Origin of the sequence: Lysobacter enzymogenes (genome assembly GCF_023617245.1) — a bacterium.
GTDB classification, from domain to species: domain Bacteria; phylum Pseudomonadota; class Gammaproteobacteria; order Xanthomonadales; family Xanthomonadaceae; genus Lysobacter; species Lysobacter yananisis.
In genome coordinates, this window is record NZ_CP067396.1 from 330,232 (window position 1) to 342,992 (window position 12,761).

The 12,761-nt window shown below is 70.7% G+C and carries 14 protein-coding genes; 8 read left to right on the forward strand and 6 right to left on the reverse strand.

Going from position 1 to position 12,761, the window contains the following annotated elements:
- The first annotated feature begins 15 nt into the window (after positions 1-15).
- The gene (locus tag JHW41_RS01335; RefSeq protein ID WP_428995608.1) at positions 16-1,590 is read left to right on the forward strand and encodes a CocE/NonD family hydrolase; all 1,575 of its coding nucleotides are present in this window, start codon (positions 16-18) and stop codon (positions 1,588-1,590) included.
- Here the strand turns inward: JHW41_RS01335 and JHW41_RS26155 are convergent.
- The 5 genes from JHW41_RS26155 to JHW41_RS01350 form a co-directional block, all read right to left on the reverse strand.
- Positions 1,503-1,691, reverse strand: a complete 189-nt coding sequence (locus tag JHW41_RS26155; protein ID WP_428995609.1) for a DUF6053 domain-containing protein — start codon at positions 1,689-1,691, stop codon at positions 1,503-1,505. The genes JHW41_RS01335 and JHW41_RS26155 overlap by 88 nt on opposite strands.
- Positions 1,609-1,812, reverse strand: coding sequence for a DUF6053 domain-containing protein (locus JHW41_RS26160; protein ID WP_428995610.1), 204 nt, complete (start codon positions 1,810-1,812; stop codon positions 1,609-1,611). Before JHW41_RS26160 ends, JHW41_RS26155 begins: the two co-directional genes overlap by 83 nt.
- A 339-nt stretch (positions 1,813-2,151) precedes the next feature.
- Positions 2,152-3,402: a heme biosynthesis HemY N-terminal domain-containing protein gene (locus JHW41_RS01340; protein ID WP_057949506.1), complete on the reverse strand. Its 1,251-nt coding sequence runs from the start codon at positions 3,400-3,402 to the stop codon at positions 2,152-2,154.
- A gap of 52 nt (positions 3,403-3,454) precedes the next feature.
- Positions 3,455-4,456, reverse strand: coding sequence for a uroporphyrinogen-III C-methyltransferase (locus tag JHW41_RS01345; RefSeq protein WP_078998133.1), 1,002 nt, complete (start codon positions 4,454-4,456; stop codon positions 3,455-3,457).
- A 464-nt stretch (positions 4,457-4,920) separates the two neighbouring features.
- A complete protein-coding gene (locus JHW41_RS01350) occupies positions 4,921-5,622 on the reverse strand; it encodes a uroporphyrinogen-III synthase (protein WP_250448761.1) in 702 nt (233 codons plus the stop codon).
- 278 nt (positions 5,623-5,900) lie between these two features.
- On the opposite strand from JHW41_RS01350, the gene JHW41_RS01355 reads away from it, so the two are divergent.
- The 5 genes from JHW41_RS01355 (at position 5,901) to JHW41_RS01375 (ending at position 9,454) form a co-directional block, all read left to right on the forward strand.
- On the forward strand, positions 5,901-6,359 hold the full coding sequence (locus tag JHW41_RS01355) for a YiiD C-terminal domain-containing protein (RefSeq protein ID WP_057949503.1): 459 nt from the start codon (positions 5,901-5,903) through the stop codon (positions 6,357-6,359).
- A 75-nt stretch (positions 6,360-6,434) separates the two neighbouring features.
- A complete protein-coding gene (locus JHW41_RS01360; protein WP_250448762.1) occupies positions 6,435-6,857 on the forward strand; it encodes a hypothetical protein in 423 nt (140 codons plus the stop codon).
- A gap of 183 nt (positions 6,858-7,040) precedes the next feature.
- Entirely contained in the window at positions 7,041-7,478 is a 438-nt protein-coding gene (locus JHW41_RS01365) for a rhodanese-like domain-containing protein (RefSeq protein ID WP_078998131.1), read from the forward strand.
- A gap of 397 nt (positions 7,479-7,875) precedes the next feature.
- Complete coding sequence (secB, locus tag JHW41_RS01370; RefSeq protein ID WP_057949501.1) at positions 7,876-8,385, forward strand: protein-export chaperone SecB; 510 nt, start codon at positions 7,876-7,878, stop codon at positions 8,383-8,385.
- Positions 8,386-8,416: 31 nt separating this feature from the next.
- Entirely contained in the window at positions 8,417-9,454 is a 1,038-nt protein-coding gene (locus JHW41_RS01375) for an NAD(P)H-dependent glycerol-3-phosphate dehydrogenase (RefSeq protein ID WP_057949500.1), read from the forward strand.
- A gap of 215 nt (positions 9,455-9,669) precedes the next feature.
- Here JHW41_RS01375 and JHW41_RS01380 read toward each other — a convergent pair whose 3' ends face one another.
- Positions 9,670-10,320 (reverse strand): diffusible signal factor-reguated Ax21 faimly protein, encoded by a 651-nt coding sequence (locus JHW41_RS01380; RefSeq protein WP_250448763.1) that lies wholly within the window; start codon positions 10,318-10,320, stop codon positions 9,670-9,672.
- Between the two features lie 350 nt (positions 10,321-10,670).
- On the opposite strand from JHW41_RS01380, the gene JHW41_RS01385 reads away from it, so the two are divergent.
- A complete protein-coding gene (locus JHW41_RS01385; RefSeq protein WP_250448764.1) occupies positions 10,671-11,426 on the forward strand; it encodes a 2OG-Fe(II) oxygenase in 756 nt (251 codons plus the stop codon).
- 330 nt (positions 11,427-11,756) lie between these two features.
- Positions 11,757-12,536 (forward strand): peptidoglycan-binding domain-containing protein, encoded by a 780-nt coding sequence (locus JHW41_RS01390; protein ID WP_250448765.1) that lies wholly within the window; start codon positions 11,757-11,759, stop codon positions 12,534-12,536.
- The last annotated feature ends 225 nt before the right edge of the window (positions 12,537-12,761 follow it).

The following is a 12,761-nucleotide window of genomic DNA, read 5'->3' on the forward strand; positions in this document are numbered from 1 at the left end:
GAGCTCATGCGCAGGATTCATTCGTTGTGGCTGTCGTGTCTGTTGTTGTGCCTGTCCATCCTCGCCCCGGCCTACGCCGGCGGCTTCGCCGGCCGCTACGAGCGCATTCCCGGCTGGGACGGCGCCGACATGGGCGCCTTCGTGATGGTGCCCAAGGACCAGGGCCCCGGCCCGTTCCCGCTGCTGGTGATGCCGGCCAGCTGGGGCGTACCGAACCTGGAATACGTCGGCCGCGGCGGCCAGCTGGCATCGCAGGGCTACGTGGTGGTCAGCTACACCTCGCGCGGGTTCTGGGATTCTGCCGGCAAGATCGACATCGCCGGGCCGGGCACGGTCGAGGACGTCAGCGCGGTGATCGACTGGGCGCTGGCGAACACGCCGTCCGACCCGGAACGGATCGGCGCCAGCGGCATTTCCTACGGCGCCGGCATCAGCCTGCTCGCGGCCGAGCGCGACCCGCGCATCAAGGCGGTGGCCGCGCTCAGCGGCTGGGCCGACCTGGAGGCGTCGTTGTACGCCAACCGCACCGTCAGCCAGCAGGGCGCGGCCTTGCTGGTGGTGGCCGGCGCGGTCACCGGCCGGCCCGGGCCGGAACTGGCCCAGGCCACCGCGCGCATCGCCCTGGGCGATTTCGACGGCGCCGTCGCCGGCCTGCTGCCGGTCGTGCCGCAGCGCAGCCCGATGACCGAGGTCGCCGCGCTGAACCGCAACGGCACCGCGGTGCTGCTGGCCAACGCCTTCAACGACAGCCTGTTTCCGCCGGGCCAGTACGTGGATTTCTACAACGCGCTCGCCGGCCCCAAGCAGCTGCTGTTCGCCCACGGCGACCACGCCACCGTCGAAGCGCCCGGCGCGTTGGGCCTGCCGAACGAGACCTACACCGCGGTGCAGCGCTGGTTCGATCATCACCTCAAGGGCGCCGACAACGGCGTGCCGCGCGAACCGGCGGTGCGGCTGAAATCGCAGGACGGCGACTGGCGCGGCTACGCCGACTGGAACGCGGTGCAAGCCGGCGCGACCGTGTTCGCGCTGAGCAAGCCCAGCGGCCTGATCGCGCCCACCGGCGAGCTGCGCAGCGCGCCGAGCGTGGGCTGGAACCACTCGATCCTGACCGGCCTGCCGACCGTGGCCGGCTCCGGCGTGGCCATGGTCAGCGGCTTCCTGCAATCGCTGCAGGTGGCGCCGGTCGCGTCGATCCCGCTGGTCGCGCGCGCCGGCGCGGCGGTGTGGCAGACGCCGGTGTACTGGAGCGGCGCGCAGTTGCGCGGCATGCCGCAGCTGCGCATCACCGCGACGCCGAGCCAGAGCGAGGTGAGCCTGTTCGCCTATCTCTACAGCGTCGACCTGCTCGGCACCGGCGAGCTGCTCAGCCACAAGCCGATCTCGTTGCGCGGCGCCCGCCCGGGCGTGGCGCAGAACCTCGACTTGCGTCTGGAAGCGACCAGCTGGGACATCGCTCCGGGCCGCCGCCTGGTGCTGGTGATCGACACCGTCGACGCGCGCTACGCCGGCGCCAGCCGCATCGGCGGCACGGTGAGCTTCAGCTCGCCGGCGTCGAACCCGGCGACGTTGACGGTTCCGCTGCGCTGAGCGCCAGTGGGAGGGACTTCAGTCTCGATGCCTTCGTATCGGCCGCGTCGCAACAGGCCGGCGACCTGAGCGAACAGCGTCGGGCCTGAAGGCCCTCCCACAAGAGCAAGCGGCAGTCGTAGGAGGGCCTTCAGGCCCGATGCTCTTGTCTCGGCTGCGATGAAACAGGCCGTCGAGTTGCGCGACAAGCGCCGGGCCTGAAGCCCCATACCCGAGCCGGATCGCTGTTGTGGGAGGGACTTCAGTCCCGACGCTCTTGTGTCAGTCGCGATGGAGTGGGCAGCCATCTGGGCGAACGGCATCGGGCCTGAAAGGCCCTCCCACTGCATCCACACAGGCCGGCGACGCCGGCGCTCTTGTGGGCGGGGCTTCAGTCCGACGCTTCCTGTCGATCGCGAAGGAGCAAGCGGCTACCTGGGCGAATGGCATCAGATCTGAAAGGCCCACCCACCACACCCGCACAGGCCGGCGACGCCGGCGCTCTTGTGGGAGGGACTTCAGTCCCGACGCTTTTGTATCAGTCGCGACGAAACCGCGCGCAATCCCGCGGTACCCGAAAACTCAGCCGCGCAACCGCGGCATGCCGAATTCGTCGCGCTCTTCGACCACCGCCTCGTCGAACAGTTTCTGCCGCAGGTCGCGTCCGGGCAGCTCGCTCGGCGCCTCGCCGCGCGCGGCGCGCAGGGCGTTGAGGTAGCTCAGCCGCGCCCGGCTTTCGTCGCCGGCCTGGGCGAAACCATGGCCGAGCTCTTCCCAGGCTTCGCTGCCGGCGCCTTGCGCGAGCGCGCGATGCAGGTAGGCCTCGGCCTGCGGCCACTGGCCCTGCATGCGCGCCAGCCGGGCCAGGCTCAGCAACAGGCCCGGGCTGCCGGGATGCCCGGCCAGCCAGCGTTCGGCCTGGGCGCGGCGCGCGTCCAGGCGGCCGATCGGCAGGCGGCCGTACAGCGCCGCCAGCGACTCGTCCCAGCGCGCGTCGAGCGCTTGTTCCAGGCTCTTGGCCGCGGCCTCTTCCCAGCGCATCTCGGCGGCGCGCTCGGCGTAGGCGGCCACTGCCGCCGGTTCGTTCTTGAGCGGTTTTGGCAAGCTTTCCCACAGGTCGGCCAGCACGTTGGCGTCGGCGGCTTCGCGCAGCGCGGCTTCGGCCCATTGCGCTTCCAGCCGGCCCAGGCGCGCGCTCGGCCAGGCGTTGTTCTGGCGCAGCGCGCCGAGCAGGCCATAGGCCTCGCCGGCGCGGCCCAGCGCGGCCAGCGCCTGCGCGCGCAGGGCGAGTCCGCGCGGCGGCAGCGGCTGCGCGGCCGGCGCGTCGAGCGCGGCCAGCGCATCGCCCGCGCGTTCCTCGGCCAGCGCCTGTTCGGCCGCGGCCAATGCGCGCGCGACGGGATGGTCGGCGGCGATGGCGTCCAGGTGCTGCGCCTGCGCCGCGGCGTCGCCGCGCGCGGCGGCCGCGCGCGCGGCGCCGACTGCCGCTATCGCGGCCACGTCGCGGCTGCGCGCCGCCTGCGCCAGCGATTTCTCGGCCCGGGTCCAATGGCCCTGGTGCAGCGCATCCAGGCCGTCGATCAAACGCGCCCGCGCCTGCTTCTTGCGGTGCCGGCGCATCGCCACGAACGGCAGGCTCAGCGCCTTCCACACCAGCCACAGCGCGATCAGCCCGCCGACCAGCATCAACAGCGCCTTGGGCACGTTGGTGAGGTAGTCGTAGCCGCCGTAGGTGATCACCACCCGGCCCGGGTCCTGCAGCAGCAGTTGCGCGACCAGCGCGCCGAGCAGCGCCAGCACGATCCAGAACAGAAGATTGCGGAACAGGTTCATCGCGGCGCCTCCTTCCTCGGGGCCCAGTCGGTGCGTTCGGTGCGGGCGGCCGTCAATGCGCGGCCGTGCGCAGCTGGCGCAACTGCTGCAGTGTGGTGCCGAGGGTCGGAACCGTCAGTGAAAGCGGCATCGCCGCCAGTTCGCGCAGGCGCGCGAGCTGCTGGTCCTGCGCCGGCGAGGGCGGCGACAGGCGCTGCACCCAGTGTTCGGCGCGCTTGAGCGCGACCTTGTAGCCGGCGGCGTCGCGGCGTTCGGCCGCCGCGCGCGCGAGCGAGATTTCCAGTTGCAGCCCGGCCAGCGCGGCGGCGCGGTCGGCCGGATGCGAGGCCACGGTGCGGTTGACCGGCTGGGTCTCGATCAGGGTGCCGAACGCGCGCCGCCACCACGGCGACGGCTCGGCGGCGACCGTCTTGGCGGTGTCTTCGGGCAGGCTCAGGCCCTGCGCCAGCGCGTCGAGCTTGGCCATCGCCTGCATGCGCGGCTCGATGCCCAGTTCCTTGAGCGCGGCGGTTTCCTGCAGCAGGGTCTGGCGCAGGCTGAGGTAGGCCGGATCGTCGATGCCGTCGAGCACGCCGCCGGCGAGGAGGTAGGCGCGGCGCGCGCCTTCCAGGTCGCCGGCGATCTGCAGGCGCTGCTGGCCCAGGGTCAGCAGCAGCTCGGTTTCGTCCAGGCGCATGGCCTGGGCGCCGTGGCGGTTGGGATCGGCGAGCTTGGACACGCTGTCTTCGATCAGCGCCGCGCGCTGGCCGATGCCGTGCAGTTCGTCGCGCAGCACCCGGTTGGTGCTGTCGGCCTGGACGATGCGCCGGTTCTGCGCGTCCTGGTTGGTGCGCAGGGTGTCGACGCGCTGCTCCAGCGCCTCCAGGCGCTGCGCGCCGTCGGCGGCCTGCTCGCGCTCGCGCACCTCGCGCTGCTGCCACTCGCGCCAACCGAACCAGCCGCCGCCGGCGGCGACCAGCAGCGCCAACAGCAGCCACAGCCAGGCGGAGGAACCGCGACGCGGCGCGGCAGCGGTGGAGGAGGAGGTGGACACGGGATCGATGGGGTCGTTCATGACCCGGCCATGCTACCGGATGAACGGATCAAGACAGTCTTGACGCGGTCGCGCCGCGCTGCGGTCGGGCGGTTGGCCGGGATGGACGGCGGGCGGGACGGGCGGCGCTGACCGGGCCGTTGCGAGCGTGGCCGTCGCGAGTGCGGCCGTCCGCGCCGGCTCGCGTTTGGATCGGACGGTTCGGATTCGGTGCGTTCGCTCGATCGCTGCGGCCGTCCCGGCCTGGGCGTTGCGGCCGCGGCCGGTTCGGTCCGAAGGCGCCGACCCGACGGATCCGAACGAGCCCTTTCATTCCGGCCGCGTCATCGGGCGTCCGTTGCATCGAGCCGCGACCGCGTCATTCCAACAGGGCCGCTTCGGACCGATCCGAATTCGCCGGCGCGGTCCTGGCCGCCGGCACGGACAGGTCCAGCTGAAGAGACCCGCGAGCACGGCCGGGCCGAGCCGCATCGCCCGACCCGGTTTCAGTCGCGATCGCCGTGCGCCAGTGGCGCCAGCAACTCGCGCGCGCCGGGGCCGGCGGCGACGCCGACGTCGGCGAAGCCGGCCTCGCGCGCCGACTGCGCCAGCCGTTCGCTGGCCGCGCTGACTCTCGCCTCGCGCAGCCGCGCGGCCGCCGGCGGCGGCAACTGCGCGAGCACGCGTTGCAGCGCCTCGCCGCTGGACAGCGCCAGCAGCAGCGGCGCGCGCGCCTGGCTCAGGCGCGCGACCATGAACCGGTCCAGCCGCGCCGGCTCGCGCCGGTAGATGTCGGCGCGCCGCACCTGCGCGCCGCGCGCGGCCAGCGTCGGCGCGATCACGCCGCGGCCGCCGGGCGCGGTCAGCAGGCCCACCGCTTCGCCGGCGTCGAAACGCTGCAGGCCGGGCAGGGCGAGCAGGCCTTCGCTATCCATTCGTTCGGGCCAACGCACATCGGCGATGCCGGATTCGGCCAAGGCTTGTGCCGTGCCGGAACCGACCGCGTACCACGCCTGGCCCTCGCGTTGCGGCGGTTGCGGCAGCGACGGCGCGGCCGCGCGCGCATCCGCCGCGCACAGATCGCGCAGCGCGCGCGCGGCGTTGGGACTGGTGACCAGCACGTGCGCCGACTGCAGCGCCGAGGACAGCGCCGCGCGCGCGACGGCGGTGTTCTCGCTGCGGATCGCCCATGGCGACAGCTCGATCAATGCGCTGCCGTATTGCGCTGCGATACAGCGTATCGCCTCGTTATCGTCACTCGGACGTAACGAGATCACGTACCATCGCGGCGGTGTCAGCGGCTCGCGGCTCATGCGGTCAGCTTCGCACAGCGCCGCGCGCGAAGGCAGCCGCCGGACGTCGCAGCGCCATTCGCACGCGTTTGTTCGCCAGGCGTTGTCGGCCTGGTCCGTAGTCCGCCCGGCGCTCGTTCGCCTGGCGTGTCGTTCCGCTCCTCAACATCTTTCGCACCGCGCTACCGACGCTGATGACTTTCGACGCCGCACTGCAACGCCTGCACACCCACTACCAGTCCATGCCGCCGGTGGCGGCGATGAACGTCGGCATTTCCGGCTACGACGGCAGGCGCCTGCGCCTGCGCGCGCCGCTGAGCCACCACGTCAACGACAAGGGCTGCGCGTTCGGCGGCAGTCTGGCCTCGGTGATGACCCTGGCCTCGTGGGGCCTGGTCTCGCTCGGCCTGGAACTGGCCGAGCTGCGCGCGGAAGTGTTCGTCGCCGACAGCCAGATCCGCTACCTGGCGCCGCTGTTCGGCGACCTGGAAGTGCAGGCCGAACTGGCCGACGGCGCCGACTGGGACCTGTTCGTGCAGACCCTGCGCGGCCGCGGCCGCGCCCGCACCGGCCTGGTCGCGCGCGCGCTGCTGCCCGAGGGCGGCGTGGCGACCGAGTTCACCGCGCGCTACGTCGCCATCGCCAAGGCCTGAGGCCGGCGCGGGCCTGACGCGGCGCGGGCGTGCGGGTAGGATGCACGCCACACCGCCTTCGAGCCGGAGCCCGCGATGCGCCTCGTGAAGTACCTGCTGCTGTCCTGCCTGTTCGCGTTCGCCGTGGCCGGTTGCCAGACCACCGGCACCCAGAACAACCGCCTGACCGAGATGCAGTACGCCTATTCGGCGGCGGTGCGCTGGGGCGACTTCGAAGGCGCGGCCAACCTGATCAAGCCCGAGCTGCGCAAGCAGCTGGCGCCCACGCCGATGCAGCTGGAGCGCTACAAGCAGATCCAGGTGTCCGGCTACAACGATGTCGGCAGCGAGGTCGACAAGAAGAAGGGCAGCGCCGTGCGCATCGTCAACATCGGCGTGATCAACCGCCACACCATGGCCGAGCGCAGCGTGCGCTACATCGAGGCCTGGGAATGGGATCCGGTGGCCAAGACCTGGTGGCTGATCGGAGGCCTGCCGGATTTCTGGCAAGGCGAGTAAGGGCGAGGAAATAGCGCAGAGGAGCGAGCAGTGAGCGAAAGCCGCTTTCGCTCACTGCTCGCTCCTCTGCGCTCCCCCGCTCGCTCCGGCCCCGCAGGGCCCTTTTGCGCCCCGGCCCCGCCTAAGAGACAATCCCCGCCCCGCGAGGGCCGTGCCGGCCCCGCCCGTGCGTGAGCTGACTCCGTGAGTTTCGACGAATTGCTGGCGTTCGCCGGCCGCCACCTGTACCTGTCGCTGGGCCTGGTCGGCTTGACCCTGGCGCTGATCTACACCGAGACCGCGCGCCTGTTCCGCGGCTACAAGGCCCTGCGCCCGGCCGAGCTGACCCAGATGATCAACCGCGACAACGCCCTGGTCATCGACCTGTCGGCAATCGGCGAGTACGAAAAGGGCCACATCCCGGGCAGCCGCTCGGTCCAGCCGAGCCAGTTCGATCCGGAAAGCAAGCTGCTGGCCAACGCCAAGCAGCTGCCGGTGGTGGCGGTGTGCCGCAACGGCCAGGCCTCGGCCGACGCGGCCAAGCGTCTGAAGAAGGCTGGTTTCGAGAAGGTCTACTGGCTCGACGGCGGCATCGCCGCCTGGCAACAGGCCGAGCTGCCGCTGGTCAAGGGCCGCAACTGACGCTGTCGCGGCCGCGCCGACTCGGCGGCTGACGCGGCGCGCGTCGGCGTATTCGCGCGGTCTTCCCGGCGAGGCCGCGCCCACGCCAGCGGCCGTCCCAATCCGGATCCGCGCCCGTCGCCGCTGTCGTATCGCCGCCACGCGCGCCGCTTAGGCTGGGCGCCGCGTCTCGCCGCCGGCGACCGCGCCGGCCGATTGTGTGAGGCGCGCCGGGGTTCCGGCGCGGCGACCGGTCCGCCCGCGTCGCGGGGACTTGATCGCGCCGTAATCGCCTCAATCCACCTTAGTTCCGCGGCCGATCCCGCGCCGCCGCCGCCGGGCCGTTTGGTCCCGGCGCGGGCGAGCGGGCATAATCGGCCTCTTTTCCGAATTTCATCTTGCTGGGGGAGTCACCACGATGTCCGAAGAAAACGTCAACGGCGCCGCCGCGCCGGCCGAAGCCGCAACCGGCCCCGCGTTCACCGTCGAAAAGATCTACGTCAAGGACGTCTCCTTCGAAGTCCCCGGCGCGCCGGCGGTGTTCGCCGAGACCCAGCAGCCGCAGCTGCAGCTGAACCTGTCGCAGAACGTGCAGCGCGTCGGCGACAACGCCTTCGAAGTCGTGCTCGGCGTGACCCTGACCTGCACCGCCGGCGACAAGCCGATGTACCTGGCCGAAGTGAAGCAGGCCGGCGTGTTCGGCCTGATCGGCTTCGACGAGCAGACCCTCGACGCGATGCTCGGCACCCATTGCCCGAACGTGCTGTACCCGTACGCGCGCCAGCTGGTCAGCGACCTGATCCAGGCCGGCGGCTTCCCGCCGTTCTTCCTGCAGCCGATCAACTTCGACGCGCTCTACGCCGAAGGCCTGCGCCAGCGCGCGTCCCAGGGCAACCTGGCCGACGCGGAAACCGCCGGCAACGCCTGATCCCGCGCACGCATCGGGGCCCGCCGCGCGCATGACTTCGCAGACCACGACTCCCAAGCCGCGCGTGGCGGTGCTCGGTGCCGGCTCCTGGGGCACCGCGCTGGCCGCCCTGATCGCCCGGCACGGTCATCCGACCGTGCTGTGGGGCCGCGACGCCGACGTCGCCGCGGCCATCGATAGCCGCCACGAGAACCCGCGCTACCTTCCGGGCATCGCCCTGCCGGACGCGCTGCGCGCCACCACCGACCTGCCGGCCGCGCTCGCGCACGCCGACCTGGTGCTGGTGGTGACGCCCTCGCACGCCTTCGCCGAAACCCTGCGCGCGCTGGCCCCGCACCGGCCCGCGCACGCCGGCGTGGCCTGGGCGACCAAGGGCTTCGAGCCCGGCAGCGGCCGCTTCCTGCACGAAGTCGCCGAAGAAACGCTCGGCGCCGGCGTGCCGCTCGCGGTCGTCACCGGCCCCTCGTTCGCCAAGGAAGTCGCGCAGGGCCTGCCGACCGCGCTGACCGTGCATTCCGAGGACGCGGACTTCGCCCAGTCGGTGGCCGACGCGCTGCACGGCCCGGCGTTCCGCGCCTACACCGGCGACGACATGCTCGGCGCCGAACTCGGCGGCGCGATGAAGAACGTGCTCGCGGTGGCCACCGGCGTCGCCGATGGCATGCAGTTGGGCCTCAACGCCCGCGCCGGCCTGATCACCCGCGGCCTCAACGAAATGCTGCGCCTCAACCAGGCCATCGGCGGCCAGCCCGAAACCCTGATGGGCCTGGCCGGCCTCGGCGACCTGGTGCTGACCTGCACCGGCGACCTGTCGCGCAACCGCCGCCTGGGCCTGGCCCTGGGCCGAGGCCAGTCGATCGAAGACGCGGTGCGCGAGATCGGCCAGGTGGTCGAGTCGGTGCAGACCGCCGACGAAGTCATGCGCCAGGCCGAACGCCACGGCATCGAACTGCCGATCTCCAGCGCCGTGCGCGAGGTGCTGCACGGCCGCATCACGCCGTCCGACGGCCTGCGCCAGTTGCTCGCGCGCGAGCAGAAGCCCGAGTACCCGAACGACCTGTTCGGTTGAGGCGCGCCGGGTAGTACGGACGAAAAGCCCGGCGATGCCGGGCTTTTTCATGCCGCGATGCGCGTGCGATCCGCGGCGCGAACGCAGCGCGCCTCTTCGCCGCGACCGACACGCAAAAAAGAGCCCGGCCTTGCGGCCGGGCTCCATCGCGACGATTCGGGGGAGAGAGAGAAAAGTGCGCGAGTGTGTTGCCTGAGTCTTCCCGGAGCGCTTTCTTAGAAGCTGAAGCGCGGACCGATGAAGAATTCCTTGTGGCCGCCGTCGACGAACTTGGCGTCGGCGGTGATGCCCCAGCTCTGGTTGAACTTCACCTGGGTGCCGACGCGGCCGTAGAACTTGCCGTCGTACTGCTTGGTCAGGTCGCCGTAACGCTCGGCCTTGTCGAAGTCCTGGTAACCGGCGAAGGCATAGCCTTCCCAGTTCGGCGCCAGCGAACCGCGCACGCCGGCCTCGACGAAGCCGCCCTTGAACTTCTGCGAACCGCCGCCCAGGGCGTTGTCGAAGTCGTACTTGTTCTGCTCGTAGGCGATGCGGGTGACCAGGTCGACGCGGCTGCTCAGCTCATGGTTGTAGCCCAGGCCGACGTTGAAGCGGTCGACATCGGTGCTCGGAATGCGGAACACGTTGCCGCCGACGTTGAGGTTCTTCGAGTCGGTCTCCTGCTGGCTGTAGCTGCCGAAGACGTGGAAATTCGGGTGGAACGCGTACGAACCGGCGATGGTCCAGCCATCGGAGTCGGCGAACTTGTTCTTGGCGTCGAACTTGGCGTAGCCGGCTTCGACGTAGTTGTAGGAAATGCCTTCCGCGGCCGAAGCGGTGAACGGCAGCGCGGCGGCGAGGGTGAGGGCAAGCAATGCACGCTTCATGAAGGTCTAGCCTCTTATTGGTCTTATTCCGTTTCCACGCGCCTCGGGGTAAGGCGTACTTGTGGATTCGGTGTGCGCAGTATCGTCGCCGCGCTTCAATAGCGCCTGAATTTTTCCGGGATTTTTATGGGAACTAAACGTTCTGTTTACGGTACTTCGGTTTTGTACTAGGCCTGAAGTCATGGTTTTCAAGGGGTTTTTCGCGTTTTTCGCGGCGCAGTCTTGCTCGCGGCTGAACATCGCCGCGCACAATCGGCAAACCGCCCGGGCGCAAGAATCGGATGGCGCGCAGATGCGCGCATCGCCAGCATGACGCTCGTCATCCGTATACGTTCGAGGGCATCCGACCGATGCGAGCAGAGACCGACGCCGCGGCGGACGCCGCGCGCGATCCGCGCCAGCGCCTGTGCCGCCGCATCGCCGGCTACGACTGGGATGCGCTCGCCGCCGCGCTCGACGCGGATGGCTGGGCCGTGTTGCCGAAGCTGCTCGGCGCGCGGCAATGCGCGGCCTTGGCCGAGGGCTACGACGAGGACGCGCGTTACCGCAGCCGCGTGACGATGCAGCGCCACGGCTTCGGCCGCGGCGAATACCGCTACTTCCGCTATCCGCTGCCGCCGTTGCTGCAAACCCTGCGCGAAAGCTTGTACCCGCGGTTAGCGCCGGTGGCGACGCGTTGGAACGCGATGCTCGGGGTGGACGATGCGTATCCGGACACGCTCGAGGCGTTTCTCGCGCGCTGCCACGCGGCCGGACAGACGCGGCCGACGCCGCTGCTTCTGCGCTATGGCACAGGCGACTACAACTGCCTGCACCAGGACGTGTACGGCGCGCATGTGTTTCCGCTGCAGGTCGCGATCCTGCTGTCGCAGCCCGGACGCGACTTCGACGGCGGCGAGTTCGTGCTGACCGAGCAGCGCCCGCGCATGCAGTCGCGCGCGCAGGTCGTGCCGCTGCAACAGGGCGACGCGGTGGTCTTCGCCGTGCGCCATCGACCGCAGCGCGGCGCGCGCGGGTTCTACCGGGTCAACCTGCGCCATGGCGTAAGCGCGTTGCGCGCGGGGACGCGGCATACGCTCGGGGTGATCTTCCACGACGCGCAGTGAGCGGCGGTCGGAGTGGGAGGGCCTTCAGGCCCGATGCTTTTCGCTCGGGTCGCCGCGGTCTGGGACAAGAGCGTCGGGACTGAAGTCCCTCCCACAAGAGCGCCGGCAGATGAGGGGTCTGCGCAGAAGGTTGTTCAACCGTTCGCGGAAACGCGATTTTGCCGCTTGATCGGCCGCCGCGACGTTGCGTTCGTGCATCGCCCTGGCGTGACCGTCGCGCCGCCGCGGCAGCGTTGGCTTCAACGTCGCGCGGCCTGCGCTGCGCGCACCGGCCGCGACGCACGCCGCGCGGCTGCCCTCATGGACGCGTCGGCCTCAAGGAGCAGGACCATGCCGCTGCAGGATCAATCGTTCGTTCGCCGCGAACTCGACTTCCCAGGCGCCTTGCGCCAAGGCGCCAGCGGCGCGGCGGTGAAGCGGGTGCAGGAATGGCTGGGCTTCCACGGCAACGGCACCCCGGTCGACGGCAAGTTCGGCCCGGGCACCGAGCGCGCGCTGCAGGGGTTCGCCGCGCGCAAGCGCATCGCCTATGCCGGCGAAGTCGGGCCGGCGGTGTGGGCGGCCTTGACCGAACCGATGGCGCGGGTGCTCGCCGCCGCCGCGCCGGCCAACAAGCCGTATCCGCAGCTGGTGCGCTGGTTCGCCGAACAGCATCTGTCGGTCCATCCGATCGAGATCGGCGGCGCCAATCGCGGGCCGTGGGTGCGGCTGTACATGAAGGGCAGCGAAGGCGACTCGATGTTGTGGTGCGCCGGCTTCGTCAGCACGGTGCTGCGCCAGGCGGCCGAGCACGCGCAGCGGGCGATGCCCATCGCCGGCAGCTTCGGCTGCGACGAACTGGCCGCGCAGGCCAAGGCGGCCGGGCGCTTCCTCGCCGGGCGCACGGTCGCCGGCGGCAGCCCGGGCTTCGCCGCGCTCGGGGCGTGCGGGGTGTTCCTGGTACGCAAGAGCGCCAGCGACTGGGTCCACACCGGATTCGCCTTCGACGGCAATGCCGAGAGCTTCCTCAGCATCGAGGGCAACACCGACCACAAAGGCTCGGCCAACGGCTTCGAGGTCGCCCAGCGCGCGCGCAAGACCGCGGCCTGCGATTTCATCCGCCTGGGCTGAGCGGCGGCCAGCTGCGGTGCGGCGCGGTTCGGTCCGCACCGCCTCGATCACGCCGCCTCATTCGCGCCGCCTCATTCGCGCCCGGCAGCGGCGGCGCGCACAAATTCCGGACGGAATCTCTTCAACCCGTATTGACGGCCCGGTTCGCCGCGCTTACCTTGTGTCGATAATGAAATGATATATCGTTTCATTTCACACTTTGAGCGTAGCAGGGGTCGCAGTGAG